This window comes from Natrialbaceae archaeon AArc-T1-2, assembly GCF_030273315.1.
Taxonomy (GTDB): Archaea; Halobacteriota; Halobacteria; order Halobacteriales; family Natrialbaceae; genus Tc-Br11-E2g1.
This window is the reverse complement of sequence record NZ_CP127174.1, coordinates 2,386,936-2,402,524: the sequence shown is the minus strand read 5'-3', so window position 1 is coordinate 2,402,524 and position 15,589 is coordinate 2,386,936. Positions and strand designations below refer to the sequence as shown.

Annotated in this window: 19 protein-coding genes; 16 read left to right on the top strand and 3 right to left on the bottom strand. The window is 66.4% G+C overall.

What is annotated here, in order from left to right:
• Positions 1 to 37: 37 nt before the first annotated feature.
• From cbiT to QQ977_RS12290, 14 genes are all read left to right on the top strand, one after another.
• A complete protein-coding gene (gene cbiT / locus QQ977_RS12355) occupies positions 38 to 595 on the top strand; it encodes a precorrin-6Y C5,15-methyltransferase (decarboxylating) subunit CbiT (protein WP_285928707.1) in 558 nt (185 codons plus the stop codon).
• On the top strand, positions 592 to 1,326 hold the full coding sequence (locus QQ977_RS12350) for a cobalt-factor II C(20)-methyltransferase (protein WP_285926078.1): 735 nt from the start codon (positions 592 to 594) through the stop codon (positions 1,324 to 1,326). The genes cbiT and QQ977_RS12350 overlap by 4 nt, the downstream gene beginning before the upstream one ends.
• Positions 1,323 to 2,144, top strand: coding sequence for a cobalt-precorrin-4/precorrin-4 C(11)-methyltransferase (locus QQ977_RS12345; protein WP_285926077.1), 822 nt, complete (start codon positions 1,323 to 1,325; stop codon positions 2,142 to 2,144). Before QQ977_RS12350 ends, QQ977_RS12345 begins: the two co-directional genes overlap by 4 nt.
• A gap of 165 nt (positions 2,145 to 2,309) precedes the next feature.
• Positions 2,310 to 3,281 carry a cobalt-precorrin 5A hydrolase gene (gene cbiG, locus QQ977_RS12340; RefSeq protein ID WP_285926076.1) on the top strand — a complete coding sequence of 324 codons (972 nt, stop codon included), beginning with the start codon at positions 2,310 to 2,312 and terminating at the stop codon, positions 3,279 to 3,281.
• Complete coding sequence (locus tag QQ977_RS12335; protein WP_285926075.1) at positions 3,278 to 4,177, top strand: precorrin-3B C(17)-methyltransferase; 900 nt, start codon at positions 3,278 to 3,280, stop codon at positions 4,175 to 4,177. The genes cbiG and QQ977_RS12335 overlap by 4 nt, the downstream gene beginning before the upstream one ends.
• A gap of 2 nt (positions 4,178 to 4,179) precedes the next feature.
• Complete coding sequence (cobJ, locus tag QQ977_RS12330) at positions 4,180 to 5,214, top strand: precorrin-3B C(17)-methyltransferase (RefSeq protein ID WP_285926074.1); 1,035 nt, start codon at positions 4,180 to 4,182, stop codon at positions 5,212 to 5,214.
• A 25-nt stretch (positions 5,215 to 5,239) separates the two neighbouring features.
• Positions 5,240 to 5,512 (top strand): ferredoxin, encoded by a 273-nt coding sequence (locus QQ977_RS12325; RefSeq protein ID WP_285926073.1) that lies wholly within the window; start codon positions 5,240 to 5,242, stop codon positions 5,510 to 5,512.
• A complete protein-coding gene (locus tag QQ977_RS12320) occupies positions 5,509 to 6,189 on the top strand; it encodes a cobalamin biosynthesis protein (RefSeq protein WP_285926072.1) in 681 nt (226 codons plus the stop codon). Before QQ977_RS12325 ends, QQ977_RS12320 begins: the two co-directional genes overlap by 4 nt.
• Positions 6,186 to 7,415, top strand: coding sequence for a CbiX/SirB N-terminal domain-containing protein (locus QQ977_RS12315; RefSeq protein WP_285926071.1), 1,230 nt, complete (start codon positions 6,186 to 6,188; stop codon positions 7,413 to 7,415). Before QQ977_RS12320 ends, QQ977_RS12315 begins: the two co-directional genes overlap by 4 nt.
• A gap of 31 nt (positions 7,416 to 7,446) precedes the next feature.
• Complete coding sequence (locus tag QQ977_RS12310; RefSeq protein ID WP_285926070.1) at positions 7,447 to 7,824, top strand: DUF3209 family protein; 378 nt, start codon at positions 7,447 to 7,449, stop codon at positions 7,822 to 7,824.
• The gene (locus QQ977_RS12305) at positions 7,821 to 9,071 is read left to right on the top strand and encodes a PQQ-binding-like beta-propeller repeat protein (RefSeq protein ID WP_285926069.1); all 1,251 of its coding nucleotides are present in this window, start codon (positions 7,821 to 7,823) and stop codon (positions 9,069 to 9,071) included. The genes QQ977_RS12310 and QQ977_RS12305 overlap by 4 nt, the downstream gene beginning before the upstream one ends.
• 110 nt (positions 9,072 to 9,181) lie before the next feature.
• Complete coding sequence (locus tag QQ977_RS12300) at positions 9,182 to 10,144, top strand: S49 family peptidase (RefSeq protein ID WP_285926068.1); 963 nt, start codon at positions 9,182 to 9,184, stop codon at positions 10,142 to 10,144.
• The gene (locus QQ977_RS12295) at positions 10,141 to 11,127 is read left to right on the top strand and encodes a DUF4350 domain-containing protein (protein ID WP_285926067.1); all 987 of its coding nucleotides are present in this window, start codon (positions 10,141 to 10,143) and stop codon (positions 11,125 to 11,127) included. The genes QQ977_RS12300 and QQ977_RS12295 overlap by 4 nt, the downstream gene beginning before the upstream one ends.
• A gap of 57 nt (positions 11,128 to 11,184) precedes the next feature.
• On the top strand, positions 11,185 to 11,643 hold the full coding sequence (locus QQ977_RS12290; RefSeq protein ID WP_285926066.1) for a universal stress protein: 459 nt from the start codon (positions 11,185 to 11,187) through the stop codon (positions 11,641 to 11,643).
• Here QQ977_RS12290 and QQ977_RS12285 read toward each other — a convergent pair whose 3' ends face one another.
• On the bottom strand, positions 11,644 to 12,210 hold the full coding sequence (locus tag QQ977_RS12285; protein WP_285926065.1) for a GNAT family N-acetyltransferase: 567 nt from the start codon (positions 12,208 to 12,210) through the stop codon (positions 11,644 to 11,646).
• Positions 12,211 to 12,212: 2 nt separating this feature from the next.
• On the bottom strand, positions 12,213 to 12,581 hold the full coding sequence (locus QQ977_RS12280; RefSeq protein WP_285926064.1) for a universal stress protein: 369 nt from the start codon (positions 12,579 to 12,581) through the stop codon (positions 12,213 to 12,215).
• Positions 12,582 to 12,736: 155 nt separating this feature from the next.
• On the opposite strand from QQ977_RS12280, the gene QQ977_RS12275 reads away from it, so the two are divergent.
• Together QQ977_RS12275 and QQ977_RS12270 are read left to right on the top strand one after the other, a co-directional pair.
• A complete protein-coding gene (locus QQ977_RS12275) occupies positions 12,737 to 14,134 on the top strand; it encodes an ATP-binding protein (protein ID WP_285926063.1) in 1,398 nt (465 codons plus the stop codon).
• A 147-nt stretch (positions 14,135 to 14,281) separates the two neighbouring features.
• A complete protein-coding gene (locus QQ977_RS12270; RefSeq protein WP_285926062.1) occupies positions 14,282 to 15,106 on the top strand; it encodes an MBL fold metallo-hydrolase in 825 nt (274 codons plus the stop codon).
• Between the two features lie 30 nt (positions 15,107 to 15,136).
• Here QQ977_RS12270 and QQ977_RS12265 read toward each other — a convergent pair whose 3' ends face one another.
• Positions 15,137 to 15,583 (bottom strand): hypothetical protein, encoded by a 447-nt coding sequence (locus QQ977_RS12265; RefSeq protein ID WP_285926061.1) that lies wholly within the window; start codon positions 15,581 to 15,583, stop codon positions 15,137 to 15,139.
• Positions 15,584 to 15,589 lie beyond the last annotated feature (6 nt).

Genomic DNA, 15,589 nt, shown 5'->3' with positions numbered 1-15,589 from the left:
AAAATTGTTTTTACGGATCGGCGAAAGGGTTCGGATGATGGCCCAGGTAGCCCTGCCACACGACGCGAAGGCCGGACCGACGAAGCCGGAGGTCCGGGCGGTGACACTCGCAAAGCTCGATTTGGGACCGTCCGATCACGTCGTCGACGTCGGCTCCTGTACCGGTGCGGTGACGATCGAGGCGGCCCGTCGAGCCGGGCGGGTGACGGCAATCGAGCGCAAGCCCGAGCGCCTCGAGGTCACGGAGAAGAACCTCGCGGCAAACGAGGTCGACGCGGACGTGACGGTCCGTGAAGCCGAAGCCCCCGACGGACTCCCCGAGGACGCAGACGCTCTGTTCGTCGGCGGGAGCCGCAACTTCGAGGCCGTGCTGGACCACGCCGTCGAGACCGACGTCGACCGGATCGTGATGAACGTCGCTCGTCTGGAGGTCGCGGGCCGGGCCGTCGAGGCCTTCCGCGAGCGCGAAATCCTGGACGAGGTCGTCCAGTTCCAGGTCAGCCACGGCTACGAACTCGTCGGCGCGACGAGCTTCGATTCACAGAACCCGGTGTACATGATCGTCGGCCGTCGCGACGCGGAGGGGTTGGCGTGACCGTCTACGGCGTCGGCCTCGGCCCCGGCGATGCAGAGCTTGTGACGGTCAAGGGCAAACGCGTCCTCGAGGACGCCGAGATCGTCTACTCCCCCGGCCGCCTCTCCCGATCGGTCGCACTCGAACACGTCGAGGAGTCGAAGATCGGCGACCTCGATTTCCCGATGACCCGGGACCCCGAGGAACTCCGGAGTGCCTGGAAGGAGGCCGCCGAGGAGGTCGCGACGCAAGCCCGCGAGACGGACGTGGCCTTCGTCACCCTCGGCGACCCCAACGTCTACTCGACGTTTGGCCACCTCCGGCGGACCCTCGATACCTTCCACCCGGAGGTGGACCTCGAGGTCGTCCCCGGCGTGAGCGCGATGACGGCCTTTGCGACGGCGCTCGGCGTCGAGATCGAGTCCGGCACGGGCCTGGCGCTCCGGGAGGCCGCAAACGGCGCGGCTCCCACCGGTCCCGACCGGATGATCCTGTTCAAGGTCACCGACGCGCCGACCACGTACGAAAAGCTGACCGAGGCGGGCTACGAGGTTCGCTTCGGCCGGCGACTGTTCATGGAACAGGGCGAGACGATCGTCACCGACGATCCGGGCGAGATCGACGAACGGGATTACTACACGCTCGCCTACGCCGAACGGGAGGGTCTCGAGCGCGATCTGGCGACGGCGGCGTTCGACGTCGACGAGGAGGCGGACGCTGACACCGACGCCGAAGCGGAGGGGTCGGCATGAGCGACGCGAACTACACCGCCGGCGACGTTCGCGAGGGCGTACCCTTCGTCGGGGCCGGCCCCGGCGACCCGGGCCTGCTGACCGTTACCGGCCGGGAACTGCTCGCCGAGGCCGACCTCGTGGTGCATGCCGGCTCGCTTGTCAACAGCGAACTGCTCGAGGAGTACTGTGACCACGCCGAGCTGGTCAACTCCGTCGGCAAGGACTTAGAGGAACTGATCCCGCTGATGGCAGAGGCGTATCACGAGGGCCGAACTGTCGTTCGCCTCCACAGCGGCGACCCCGCCATCTACGGGGCCGCACTCGAGCAGATGGACGCCTTGGAGGCCGAGGACGTGCCGACCTATTTCGTCCCCGGCGTGACCTCCTCGTTTGCGGCGAGTGCAACGCTTGGCACCCAGCTGACCTTGAACGAGGTCGCGAACCACGTGGCGTTCACCCGCCCGCAGGGCAAGACCTTGAGCGAGGAGGAGGATCACATCAGCGACTTCGTCGAGATGGGCGACGTGACGACCTGCATCTACCTGGGTACCCACGCGGTGCGGGAGACGATGGAGCGGTTGCTCGAGGACGGTCATGACCCGGACATTCCGGTGGCGGTGGTCTATCACGCCTCCTGGCCCGACGAGGACGTCATCACGGGGACGATCGGGACGATCGCTGACGAGGTAGCGGAGGCAGGCTACCGGGCCTCCGCGCTGGTCCTGATCGGCGAGGCCGTCACCGGCGCGGGCTACGAGCGCTCGTACCTCTACGGCGACTGGGCAAATCGTGGGTCGAACGATAGTGAAGAGACAGACGATGGGTGTTCGGACTGAGATGAGTGGTAGTGCAATACGGAGTCAACAACAGGGTGAACGTGCCCGACTCGCTCGAGCCGGCCCCTTTCATTCCCGCCCGGGGCGACTGGTCGGTCGGCCGACTCGAGTGACTGGACGGGATTGCGATCCAACCATGGAACGATCGGCTATTCGACATGAACGATGAGTACTGACAGCAACGATTCCGACGACAGTGGACACTGCAAGACGCCCGACTCGGACGGCGAAGTCGCGGAGGAGATCGCCATCATCGCCTTCGAGCGCAAGATGGACACCGCCGAGGAGATCGTCGAGGGCATCGGCGCTCGCTACGACTCGGTGGACATCCTCGAGTACCACGGCGACGTCTTCGAGGAGTACTGGGGCGAGTACGACTGTTTCGTCGGGTTGATGGCAAGCGGTATCGCAATGAGAAAAACCGCCCACCTGCTCGAGGACAAGTGGGACGATCCGGCGATCGTCGTGGTCGACGAGGAACTGACCTGGGCGATCCCGATCACGGGTGGCCACCACGGCGCAAACCAGGTCGCACAGGACCTGGCGACGATGGGCGCGATCCCGGCGATGACCACCGCGAGCGAGGCGGCGGGCAAGCAGGGCGTCGAAGCCCGTGCGAAGGCGATGGATCTCCACGTCGTCAACGGCGATTCGACCGTGGCGACGAACCTCGCCGTGCTCGACGACGAACTCGGCCCCGTGGCCCGCCTCGACGGCCCGAAGGCGGTGCTGGTCGGCGACGACGTGACTGTCCTCAAGCGCAACTCCGAGGACGGCGTCGTCATCGGCACCGGCAGCGTCTCCGGGGCGGACAAGGAGACGTTCCTCGCAGCCTGGGAAACGGCCCTCGAGCAGACCGACTACGACAGAGCAGACGTCGAGTTCGTCGCGACGGCGACCCGGAAGGAAGACGAGGAGGGGCTGCTCGCCGCGGCCGAGGAACTCGGGCTGGGCGTCGTCGCCTTCGAGAAGGAGACCCTGCTCGAGCACGAGGGGCCGACCCCCTCGAAGTCCAAGGAGCTGATCGGCTGGCCGGGCGTCTCGGAGGCCTCGGCGATCGCCGGCGGCCGTGAGAACGAACTCGTCCTCGAGAAGATCGGCTACGAGGACGAGGTAACGGTGGCGATCGGCCGATGAGCGGCGCTGACGACGCTGGACAGGTCGACGAGACGGCCGATAGCGCCGACGCGACGGGGACACCGGAGGAGTACGGCACCCTCTACGTCGTCGGCATCGGCCCCGGCCTGCCCGATCACATGACCAAGCGCGCGAAAGACGTTATCGAGACGGCCGACTGCGTGATCGTCTCGAATCTCTACCAGGAGTTCCTGCGCGAGGACGGCACGCTGCCACCCGAGGAGGCGGTCGACGAGGACGGGTTCGTGACTCGAAACGAGGGTCACGAACAGCAGATCGTCCGCTCGTCGATGGGACGCCAGATCGAGCTGGCGAAGGAGGCCTTCGAGCGCGTTCGCGCGGGCGAAGACGTCGCCCACGTCTCCGGCGGCGACCCCTCGGTCTACGGCAAGTCCGACCTCCTCTTCCTGATGGCCGACGAGGAGGAAGCGACGGACATCCCCATCGAGATCGTTCCCGGCGTGACCGCCGCACTCGGCGGGTCGGCGATGGTCGGTGCACCCCTGTGTAACGACTTCTGTACCGTCTCGCTGTCCGACAAGTGGCGTGGCTGGGACGAGATCGAGGAGAAACTGCGTGCCGCGGCAATCAGCGACTTCGTGATCGTCCTCTACAACTGCTGGCGCAACTACGAGAAGGCCGTCGAGATCGTCCGCGAGGAACGGACCGACGACGCCTACGTGGCCATCGTCAACGACGCCGGCCGAGAGGACGCCGGGCGAAACGGCGAGGGCCACTTCGTCACGACGCTTGGCGACGCTGTGAACCACGACGAGAAGGTCTCGGGGATGGGCACCTCGCTCATCATCGGCAACCACGAGACCGACACCTGGAGCAACGACGATCGAACGTACCTCGTCACCCCGCGTGGCGGGCGTGACGTCGACGACTTCTGACCATGAGCACCGATACCGACCCCGAATCCACCGACGCTGACGAATCGACTTCCAACTGTGGCGCGAGCACCGACACCGAGGCCGAGACTGCGAGCGATTCCGGCTCGAAATGCGGGGCCTCGAGCAGCGACTCGACGTCCTCGGAATCCAAATGCGGGGGCTCGAGTTCGAGTTCCAGCGACTCGACATCCTCCTGTGGGGCCTCGAGCGACGACGATTCGACCGAGAAAGAAGTCGGCGCGACCGTCGAGGACTTCGACGCCGACCCCGGCCAACTGATGGCCGTCGGCCTCGGCCCCGGCCATCCCGAGGGGATGACCCAGCGGGCGAGAGAGGCCCTGCTCGAGGCCGATCACATCGTCGGCTACACGACCTACATCGAACTGATCCCCGACGAGATCACCGAGCAGGCCGAGGAGATCTACGACACGCCGATGTGTGGCGAAGTGTCGCGAACCGAGGAGTCGGTCGACCGCACGCTCGCGGGCAACGACGTGGCGATCGTCGGCAGCGGCGACCCGAACGTCTACGCGCTGGCGGGACTCGCACTCGAGATCATAGAGTCGAAGGGCGCGACGGCCTCGATGGTCGACTTCGAGGTCGTGCCGGGTGTCCCCGCCGCACAGTCCTGTGGGGCCCGCCTGGGTGCTCCCCTCGTGAACGACACCGTCTCGATCTCGCTGTCCGATCACCTCGTGCCGATGCCCGAGATCGAGTCCCGGCTCCACGCCGCGGCCAAGGAGAGTTTCACGATCACGATCTACAACCCCTGGAGCCGCAAGCGCCGCGACAACTTCCAGAAGTGCTGTGAGATTCTTCTCACGCATCGTGATCCCGACACGCCCGTCGGCATCGTCCACGCTGCCGGCCGCGAGGACGAGCAGGTGATGATCACCGAACTCGGCGAACTCGAAGAGCTCGGCGAAAGCGAGATCATCGACATGACGACCACCATCGTCGTCGGCAACGAGGAGACCTACGTCTGGGACGACCGGATGGTCACCCCGCGTGGCTACGAGACGAAGTACGACTACTGACGTCCCGATACGAGCACACCACACCATGCCCAAATACGAAGTCACCCTCGAGAAGGACGCCTGTGACGGCATCTTCGCCTGCCTGACCCGGGACCCGCGCTTTATCGAGGACGACGACGGCCTGGCGACGATCGACCCCGACGCCGACCCGGTCTACGACGCGACGGGCGAGGAGACTGTCACCGTCGAGGATGGTCGGATCGTCGCCACCTTCGACGACGACCGGATCGAGGACACCAAACAGGCCGCCCAGGCCTGTCCGGTGGACGCGATCGAGGTTCGGGAGGTGGGGCAATGACCGACGGGACTCTCGAGATCGAGCGTCCCGCCGATCTCCTCGCCGGCCACCCGGCGACTGCCTACCTCTGGGGCCACGTCGCCGGCAGCGGCGAGGTCACGGCGGATGGCCTCGAGGTCGTCGCGAACGACGAGCCCTCGGCGGAAGTGCTCGCGGCGATCGCCGGCGGTGCGGCGGCCGACCCCGAACGGGAGACGACGACCCGCGAGTACGCCCACGACACCTCGATCACCCGGACCGACGAGGAGTACACCGTCGCGATCGACGGCTCGGAACTCTACGGCCAGAGCGGCCCGCTCGGTCTCCCGGTCGACGGCCGCGGGAACTACCGCTTTAGCGCCTTTTCGGCCCACAAGCGGGAACTCCTCCGGGGCCTGCTCGAGGGCTGTGGGACGGTCTGTTTCAAGTCCTCGAGCGGGACGGTCGGCATCTCGTTCGTCGCCGACGACCGGGAACTGCTCGAGGCGATCGACGACCTGCTCGCGTCCTGTCCCGTCGAGGCCCCCACGGGCGAAATAAGCGAGACCTCCTCGGGCGGCTACTGGTTCGGCCTCGCAGACGATGCCGCCCCCGCCTTCGGGGAGTGGTGTTACGAGACCTGCGAGGAGACGGGGCTGTACGCACCGAGCCGGAAACGGAAACTCGAGCGCAGTCTCGAACAGGCCGAGAACGTATGAGTGTCGACGGCCCGGAGCTTGCAGACGACGTGCTCGCGGACGACGCCGTCCTCGTCGTCGGCCACGGCTCCCGGCGGGAGAAGTCGAACGAACAGGTCCGCAAGCTGGCGGCGATGCTCGAAGAGCGCGTCGGCGTGCCGGCAGACGTCGCCTACCTCGAGCTCGCAGAGCCCGCTATCCCCGAGGCGATCGAAGAGCTCGCGCCGACGTGTGAGCACCTCTCGGTCGTCCCGCTGTCGCTGTTCGGGGCGAGCCACGTCAAAAACGACGTGCCCCTGGCCGTCCAGACCGCGCGAGCACAGTACGACGACCTGTCGCTTCACTGTGGCTCCCATCTCGGAGTCCACCCCGCACTCGTCGAACTGCTCGACGAACGCGCTCGAGCGGTGGAGGACGAGCTCGGCGTCGACCGCGAGGACGACGACGTCGCGGTCGTCGTCTGTGCCCGGGGCTCGAGCGATCCGGACGCCAACGCCGACGCCCACAAGCTCTCGCGGCTGCTCTACGAGGGGCGGGCGTTTACGCGGGTGGAGACGGCCTTCATCGGGGTGACCGAACCCCGACTCGAGGACGCCTTACACACCGTCGCGAAGGGACGACCCGACGCGGTGGTCGTCTTACCGTACATGCTGGGCGACGGCGTCCTGACGGGACGGATCCGGGACCGCACGGACGAGTTCGACGCGGAGTATCCCTACGTGGCCGCAGGGGCCGGCGAACCGCTCGGGACGGACGAACGCATCGTGAAAGTGCTGGCGGATCGCTTCCGTGAGGCCCGCACCGGCGGCGTCGAGATGTCCTGTGACACCTGCAAGTACAAGGTCGAACTCGACGGCTACGAGGACGACCAGGGTGGTGCCCGGGCAATGCTGCGCTCGCTCGTCCACCAGGCCGAACACGCAGACCGCGAGGACGTCGGCGACGACCCACACGTCCACGACGCCCCCGAAAACCACGTCGCGGTCTGTACGAACCAGACCTGTGCGGGAAGCGGCGCGACGACAGTCCTCGAGCGACTCCGCCAGGAGGCCCGCGACGCCGAGGCGTGTGACGTCCACATCACCCGTAGCTCCTGTCTCGGCCAGTGTGGCGAGGGCCCGATGGTCGCCGTCTACCCCGACGGGATCTGGTACGGCGGGGTCACCCCCGAGGACACCGAACGCATCGTTTCGTCCCACTTCGAACGGGACCGCATCGTTTCCGACCTGGTCCAGCAGACGCTGTAGGACCACGACAGACCAACACAACAACACACCCATGGCTTGCGCAGAACTCGAAGCACTGAGACTCGCACTGATGAACGTCACTGGCAGCGTCGACGAGAGCGTCAAACAACACGCCGAGGCCGAGATCGGCGACGCCTTAGAGGAATCGGGCCCGATCGCGGCCCTGGCAGACGCCGAAACGCTCGAGGAGATTCAACGCCACCTCGACGCGGCGCTGGTCGACCTCGAAGAGAAGGCCTCCGCGGCCGACGCGACCGACCCACACGGGGCCTACCTCCGTGGCCGGGTCGTCGCGGTCCGGGACGCCGAACAGCGGATCCGCCGGCTCCGGGAGCGAACCGACGGCCTGCTCGAGGACTTCGGCGAGACCCACCACACGCTCCACGAGGCGTTCCCGGTCGAGGAATGACCGACGCGAACACCGATCCAGCGGTCGTCCGGGACGAGGCCGGGTGGTCGCTGGGCGACCTCGAGCCGGCGGCGAGTCGCCACAACTGGACCCGCTCCGGCGTCACCGTCCACGACGGGTCGATCGTCGTCGGCACGGCGGACGGCCGGGTCCGCAGCTACGATCCCGACGGCGAGTGTCGCTGGGAGGCAGGCGGCGAGGAGTACGCCGTCTCGCTTGCGGCCGACGACGAGCTGGTCGTCGTCGGGGGGCGCGGGCCGACGGGACGGCTCCGGGTCCTCTCGCGGGAGACCGGTGAACAGCAGTGGACGTATCTCACCGCCGAGGACGTCGGCTCGCCCGCACGGGAGACGTTCTTCGCCCAGCCGTACGTCGTCGACGTCGCCATCGCTGGTGACCGGATCGTCGTCGTCGCACGCCGGTACGAACGCGACGGCGACGTCCAGCACTGGTCGAGCGTCGTCTACGGCTTCGATCGGGCGGGCGAGCTCCAGTGGAGCTACGACGCGCGGGCGTCGCCCATCGCCGCCGACGTCGCCGACGGCCGGGTCGCCGTCGCGTACAACCGCTGTCCGGCCAACCACGACCACGATCACGGACTGGTCGTCCTCGAGACCGAGACCGGCACGGAGCTGACGACCTGGGATCCCGGCACGCCGGGTGAGCGCCGCGTCGGCGACGTGGCTATCACCGACGAGAGGATCGCTGTCGCCAGCCACGGCGACAAACACGGTTACCTCCTCGAAGACGACGGCGCGGAGGCGTGGTGCGTCGACCTGGCGAGCGAGTGCGAGACCGACGACGAGACGCTGTATGCCTACCCGAACCACGTCGCCGTCGTCGACGGGACGGCGATTTTCGTCACTGGCAACACCTACGCCGCGGAGACGAGAGACCCCGACGGCCGCCACCCGAACGAGCACACGGCCGTCGCGGTCGACCTCGAGAGCGGGGAAACGATCTGGAGTCACGACGTCCGCGGGTTCGCCCGCTGTCTCTCGGCCGATGACGGCCTCGTCGCCGTCCCCTCGGCACAGAACTTCCGCGAGCGCGACGCCGACACCCACGCCGTCCACCTGCTCGAGGCCGGGACGGGACCGCTCGAGACCCGTTCGATCGAGGGAATCTCGACGGCCGTCTCGCTTTCGGGCGACCGTCTCGCCGTGATCGAGGAACCGGTCGAGTACCACGACGAGGGCGTCACGCGAGGTGCCTACCGGCTGCACACGTGGCGACTCGAGGGCTGATCGAGCCGGCAGCCACAGCCATATATCGGTTTCGTTGTCGGAGCGTACATTCGTGTCGAGAAAAAGGTCACAAAACATTATCAGTTTCTGCTCCCTCGAGCAACGTGCAGATGGTAACCGCTCTTAGCAACGTTGGGTTGACGCGGCGACAGCAGATCGCCGCCGTCGTGCTCGTCGCTCTCGCTGTCGGATTGTGGACTGCACCACACGCCGCCGATCGGGTCGGTGGCCCGGACGGGACCGTCGCCGTGGTCTCGGTCGAGGGATCGATCCACTCCGGCATGGCCGAGGACGTCGAGGACGAGCTCAGGGAGGTACGACAGAACGAATCGATCGACGCGGTCGTCTTGCAGGTCGACAGCCCCGGCGGCACACCCGCCGGCAGCGAACAGATCTACACGTCGGCAAAACGCACCGGCGAGGAGAAACCGCTCGTCGCGAGCGTCCACGGCATGGGCGCGTCGGGCGGGTACTACGCGATGTTGCCTGCGGAGGAGATCTACGTGTTGCCGACCTCGACCGTCGGCAGCGTCGGCGTCGCGGGTGTCGGCCCGAGTCCGACCGCGCCGAATCCGGGCAACAGCGCTCCGGACAAGGGCGCAGCCCACCCCGACGACGACCGCGAACAACAGGAGTTGCTCAAGGAAACGTTTCTCAACTCCGTGATGGAAGAACGCGGCGACAGGATCGAACTCGACCGCGAGGAAGTCGCCCACGCACGGGTCTACCAGGGAACCGAGGCAGTCGAGAACGGCTTCGCCGACGAGATCGGCTCGACCGAAGACGCCGTCCACGACGCGGCCCAGCGGGCAGGTCTCGACAGCTACGAGGTCGTCGAACGAGACGTCGGCACGGCAGACGGGTTGTTGCTGCTCGAGGCCGACGACGACGGTGACACAGTCGTCGTCGTCGAGGAGAGCCCGTTCGGCTACGACGGGGTCGACACCCACCAGTACCTCTACATCGTCGGCGACGTCCAGACCGAACACGAGGCCGTCGACGCGATCGAGATCTCCGACGGTGACGGCGTCGCCGACGCGTCTGCCGACGAGATCGGAGGTGAGAAACCGTGAGCCGACTCGGAACGCTGGTCGGCATCTTCGTGCTGGTCGTCGTCGCGACCGTCGGACTCGCCACCGTGGGTACACTGGTCGCCGACGACGCGACCGAACCCCCGGCGCTCGAGACGGCCCAGTACGACTACGACGAACTCGCCCCCGAGGCCACGCCCGACGGTGGCGAGATCGAAATGGACAGCCTCGAGCGTGACAACACCGTGCTCGTGCTCGGCGACGTCTCGGAACGCGACGTCGGCCCACTCACGCGGACGCTCACGGCGAACGGCCACGATGTCCGGTTCGTCGACGCCTCGGCTCCCGGCGGACTCGAGGACGAACTCGAGGACGCCGACGGCGTGGTGATCGCCGGCTCGAGTCCAGCCGTCGCCGCCGACGACGTCGAGCACGTCGAGGAATTCGTCGCGGCGGGCGGACGCGTCGTCGTGGCGGCCGACGCCGGTAGTGGTGCTGTGCCCGGTGGGCTTTTCGTACCGCCCGCCGCGGCGGGCGACGACTCCGCGACGTTGACCTCCTCGCTCGGGATCTACACCTACGAGGGCTACCTCTACAACCTCGTGGAGAACGACAACAACTACCTGAGCGTCTACGCAGTGCCCGACGACTCGTCGCCGGTGACCGACGGCGTCGACGAGGTCGTCCTCCGTGGCGCCGTCGCCGTCGGTGCCGACACCGACACCATCGCGTTGCGAACGACCGAGGAGACTCGCCTGTCGACGAGCCGCGAGGCCGGCACCTACCCGGTCGCGGCCGACGCCGGCGACGTGTTCGTGATCGGTGACGCGAGCTTCCTCGAGCCCGAAAACGCCTACCGCGGGGATAACGACGTCCTCGTCGGCAACGTCGCGGACTACCTCGTCAGCGGTCAGGTCGGAGACGTCCCGTCGGACGACGACGTCGGTGACGAACCGCCCGAGCGGCCTCCTGTCGACGAGGACGTCGCCGACGTCGAAAGCGAAGACGCCGACGTACCCGAGTGACGCCGCCGGGTGAGGACGGGCCGAGTCTTTTTCACGGCTGCAGACTCACCACCAGGCATGAACGCGAGCGAGTCGTTTGCGGTCGACATCGTCCTCACCCCGGTCGACGGAAGCGAAGAGTCCGCCACCGCCGTCGAGTACGCCGTCGCCGTCGCCGACCGATACGACGCGTCGGTCCACGCGCTGTACGTCCTCGGTCGTGGCGTCGTCGAGGGGATGAACGCAGGTGCGCTCGACGAAGACCAGGTCGCCGAAAACGCCCGAGAATTTCTCGCAGACGTCGAGGCCGTCAGCGCCGACCACGCCGTCCCGTCGACCACCTCGATGGCGCAAGGGTTCTCGCCGACCCGGAAGACGCGCCATCCCGGCAGCGTCGTCTTAGACGCCGCCGAAGCGGTCAGCGCCGACTTCATCGTCGTCCCTCGCGAGTCGACGACCGACGCCTCTCCCGACGTGCTCGAGCGCGCCGCGGAGTACGTCCTCGCGTACGCGAGCCAGCCCGTGCTCTCTGTCTGATCACTCGAGACGGATCGCCATCTCCTGTTCGAAGCTCTCGGTACTGCAGGTCTCGAAGCCGACTCTCTCGTACAGCGCGATGGCGGGATCGTTCCACCGTTCGACGGTGAGCCAGATGCGGTCGATCCCCCGGTCGCTTGCGTGTCCCAGCAGATGCTCGAGCAGTTTCGTACCGATGCCGGCGCGCTGGTAGGTCTGGTGGACGAAGATGGCGAGTTCCCACTCGATCGCCCCGTAGTCGTCGGCCGTGTCGGGGTCGTCGATCTCGGGGACGAGCGTGGCGTGTCCGGCGACAGTCTCGTCGTGCCAGGCGACGACGTTGACCCCGCCCGCGAAGATCGGCTCGAGCCAGTCCCGTATCCGCTTCTCGCCGGACGGCGGGATCCCCTGGGCGCGGTCGGCGGCGTCGAAGTCGTCGTACATCTCGACGAGGGCGTCGATCTGATCCTCGTCGTCTTCCTCGAGCGCCTGGACGTCGATCGTCCGACCTTCGCCGTCCTCGAACTCCGAGGGCGGCGACGGGAACGGGCCGGCGGGCTCGTCGGGATAGACACGGGAGCCAGTCATCGTTATCGGATCAGCTTCACCGTCGTCGTGGCATTCAACAGGACGAACTCGGTGATCGGTCCAATCCTGATTTTCCCCATTGGGCTCTCGGTGCCGCCGCCGATGACCAGCTGGTCGAAGTCGCCGCGTTCTGCCTCTTCGACGAGCGTACTGCCGGGGTCGCCCTCGAGCGTTCGGATCTCGGCGTCGAGGTCGGCGCTTCGGACCAGCTCTCTGGCCTGGTGGGCCATCTCCTCCGGCGTCCGTTTCGCTTCGGGTTTTTCGACGACGGCGATCGTCAGGTCGTCGTCTACCTCTTTCGTTCGCTCGATCGTCGCCCGCAACGCCTTCATCGACTCGTCGCTGCCCACGATCCCGAGTAACACGTCCATGAGAACCCCTGCGTTCTGCCGGACGAAAATAATTGTGCCGCCTGCCGCCGGTGGGCAGAGCGTAGCGGAGGCGTGGGTAGCACTGTCGCGGCACTGACCCCCACACGTCCCGCCGGACGACGACATTAAGACCGTGTGGGCTCAACGTCCGAAGAATGAGTGACGCGGCGCTCGACGTCGTCGAGTTCCTGCTCACGACGAGGGTCTACTCGGACGACCGATCGCTAGACGAAAACGACCTGCCGCCCGAATACCGTCGCGTATTCTGGACCGGTGGCGCAGGCGACGATACGGGAGACGATCGTGGCGGTATCCAGCGACCGCTCTCGGTCACGAACAGCACCGCACGCGCGGCGACGGGAATCGACCGTCCCTGGGAGGCCGTCTCCGAACTCATGTTCACCGACAGAGACGAGTTCTCGGGCTCGATCTCGCTCACCGAGTCTGAGATGGCAGAACGCTGGCTCGTCGAACGCGCAAGCGAGAAGCGACTGATGAAAAATCCGACGCTCGCGAAACACTTCGAGGACCACGACGACCTCGAACTCGACTACGAGGCCGCCCGGGAGATGAACCGGCCGATCCAGGCCGACCGCGTCTGGATCGACGGCCTGCTCGAGGAGTACTTCGACGAGGAAGACGACGAGGACATGCTCGATCTCGTCGAGATCCGCGCGCCCGAAGAGATCGAGGTCTCGCTCGAGGAGATCGTCCTCACGGAAGACCAGGAAGGCGAGATCGAGAAGATCTCGAAGGCGATCGAACACCGTGACTACCTCGCCGAGATCGGCCTGCGAGAGATCGGCAAACTGCTGTTCGTCGGGCCGCCCGGCACCGGCAAGACCTCGACGGCACGGGCGCTGGCCCGTGACATGGACCTGCCGTTCGTCGAGGTCAAGCTCTCGATGATCACCTCCCAGTATCTCGGCGAGACGGCGAAAAACGTCGACAAGACCTTCGAGGTCGCCAAACGACTCTCGCCGTGTATCCTCTTCATCGACGAGTTCGACTTCGTCGCGAAGACCCGCCGCAGCGACGAACACGCCGCCCTGAAACGCGCCGTCAACACCCTGCTCAAGAGCATCGACGACGTCTCGCTGATCCAAAACGACGTCTTGCTGATCGGCGCGACGAACCACCCCGACCAGCTCGATGCCGCCGCCTGGCGACGGTTCGACGAGATCGTCAACTTCCCGAAACCCGACGACAGCATGCGGGCGGACATCCTTCGGGTCATCACGCGGGCAATGGATATCGAAGAGTTCGATCCCAAGACCGTCGCCGAGGCCACCGAGGGGCTGACCGGCAGCGATCTCCGGATGGTGCTTCGCGAGGCCGTCCTCGACGCCCTCACCGAGAACCGGACGACGCTCACCCAGGACGATCTGCTCGAGGCCGTCGAGGGCTTCGAGGAACGGGACAACCTGAAGAACATGGACATGATCGAGGGCGACCACGACGCGCTCGTCGCGGGCGGGGACGTCGGCAAGGCCGGCGACGGGGGTCATTCCCACGATCACGACCACGACCACGACCACAATCACTCACACTGACCGATGCGAGAGCGACGGTCACGATCTCGAGTAACACCCTTATAGGCCGCCCGACAATCGGGATCCAATGACCGAGTCGCGACCTGACGATACGGTCGAACCGATGCTCGAAGTGTCAACTCTGACGCGTCGGAGTCGGGCGTGAACATGCACGTCACCCTGCTCGGCACCGGCGACACGACAGGCACGCCCACCGTCGGCTGTGACTGTGACACCTGCGAGTACGCTCGAGCGCACGGCCTAGAGCGGACCCGATTTTCGGTCCACGTCGAGAACGAGCGTACGGGAGAGGTGTTGCTCGTCGACGCCAGCCCCGACTTTCGCTACCAGTTCCTCCGGGACGATCTCGCGTTGCCCGACGCCTGCGTGATCACACACGTCCACTTCGACCACCTCGACGGGTTGGGCAACGCCTACCGGCTGCTGGATACGCTCGAGGTGATCGCCGCCGATGAGAAAGACCCCGAGACGGGAAACAGCGTCGCCGAGACGGTCGCCGCGGACTATCACTACCTCGACGCCGTCACCGTCCACCCGACGACGCCGCTCGAGTCGGTCCGGCTCTGTGGGTTCGACGTCACGCTCGTCCCCGTCGATCACCCGCCGCTGGTCTGCTACGGCCTCGCGATCGAGGACCCCGAGACGGGCGCGAAGCTGTCGATCACGGGCGATACGAGCTACGCGATCCCCGAACCCTCACGCGAGGTACTCGCCGATCCCGACCTGTTGCTCGCCGACGCCATCGTTCCCGCGGCCCTCTGTGAGTACCACCCGGCCGGCGGTCGCCACGCGGGTCCCGACGGCGTTGCCCGCACGTTCGGGACGAAACACATGACTCGAGAGGGTGCGATCGCGATCGCAGACGAGCTAGACGCCACCGAGACGCGGCTGGTCCACGTCGCTCACTACTACCCCGTCGAGGAGGCGTTCGAGGAGCCGCTGGCCGTCGACGGCGAGCAGTATCGACTGTGAGGGTGGACGTGAACCGGAGACCGTAGGCGACTATTCGACGTCGATCTCGCCTTGCATGTTAGGGTGCGGAGTACAGCGATAGTAGGCGAGTTCGTCGGTCGCAGTGAACTCGAGCAGTTGCTCACCGTCCGGATCGGGTTCCTGCGTCGGGGGGGTTTCGTAGTCCTCGACGACCTCCTCGTCTTCGTCCCAGAGGACGAGATCGTGGTTCGTCCCATCGCCCTGTTGCCACGCGATCTCGTACTCTTCATCCTCCTCGAGGACGAGTGTCGGATTTTGCTCATCTTCAAGCTCGGACGGTTCGACAACCTCCCAGCCATCGATATACGCCTCGAGGAGGATCGTCTCACCGGGCTCGATAGCATCCAGCTGTTCGTCGTCTGTTTCCTCGCTATCACCCAGATATCCTGCAGCGGCGGCAACCAGCATCGATGCACCGGCGGCTTCTAACAGCGTTCGTCGGGCCAGATCGGTCATACTGTT

Coding starts and splice junctions, on each gene's coding strand:
- QQ977_RS12305 (WP_285926069.1), top strand. CDS start 7,821: ATGACCGACGCGAACACCGATCCAGCGGTCGTCCGGGACGAGGCCGGG.
- QQ977_RS12320 (WP_285926072.1), top strand. CDS start 5,509: ATGACCGACGGGACTCTCGAGATCGAGCGTCCCGCCGATCTCCTCGCC.
- QQ977_RS12325 (WP_285926073.1), top strand. CDS start 5,240: ATGCCCAAATACGAAGTCACCCTCGAGAAGGACGCCTGTGACGGCATC.
- QQ977_RS12335 (WP_285926075.1), top strand. CDS start 3,278: ATGAGCGGCGCTGACGACGCTGGACAGGTCGACGAGACGGCCGATAGC.
- cbiG (WP_285926076.1), top strand. CDS start 2,310: ATGAGTACTGACAGCAACGATTCCGACGACAGTGGACACTGCAAGACG.
- QQ977_RS12345 (WP_285926077.1), top strand. CDS start 1,323: ATGAGCGACGCGAACTACACCGCCGGCGACGTTCGCGAGGGCGTACCC.
- QQ977_RS12285 (WP_285926065.1), bottom strand. CDS start 12,210: ATGACTGGCTCCCGTGTCTATCCCGACGAGCCCGCCGGCCCGTTCCCG.
- cobJ (WP_285926074.1), top strand. CDS start 4,180: ATGAGCACCGATACCGACCCCGAATCCACCGACGCTGACGAATCGACT.
- QQ977_RS12270 (WP_285926062.1), top strand. CDS start 14,282: ATGCACGTCACCCTGCTCGGCACCGGCGACACGACAGGCACGCCCACC.
- QQ977_RS12300 (WP_285926068.1), top strand. CDS start 9,182: ATGGTAACCGCTCTTAGCAACGTTGGGTTGACGCGGCGACAGCAGATC.
- QQ977_RS12280 (WP_285926064.1), bottom strand. CDS start 12,581: ATGGACGTGTTACTCGGGATCGTGGGCAGCGACGAGTCGATGAAGGCG.
- QQ977_RS12290 (WP_285926066.1), top strand. CDS start 11,185: ATGAACGCGAGCGAGTCGTTTGCGGTCGACATCGTCCTCACCCCGGTC.
- cbiT (WP_285928707.1), top strand. CDS start 38: ATGGCCCAGGTAGCCCTGCCACACGACGCGAAGGCCGGACCGACGAAG.
- QQ977_RS12310 (WP_285926070.1), top strand. CDS start 7,447: ATGGCTTGCGCAGAACTCGAAGCACTGAGACTCGCACTGATGAACGTC.
- QQ977_RS12315 (WP_285926071.1), top strand. CDS start 6,186: ATGAGTGTCGACGGCCCGGAGCTTGCAGACGACGTGCTCGCGGACGAC.
- QQ977_RS12275 (WP_285926063.1), top strand. CDS start 12,737: ATGAGTGACGCGGCGCTCGACGTCGTCGAGTTCCTGCTCACGACGAGG.
- QQ977_RS12265 (WP_285926061.1), bottom strand. CDS start 15,583: ATGACCGATCTGGCCCGACGAACGCTGTTAGAAGCCGCCGGTGCATCG.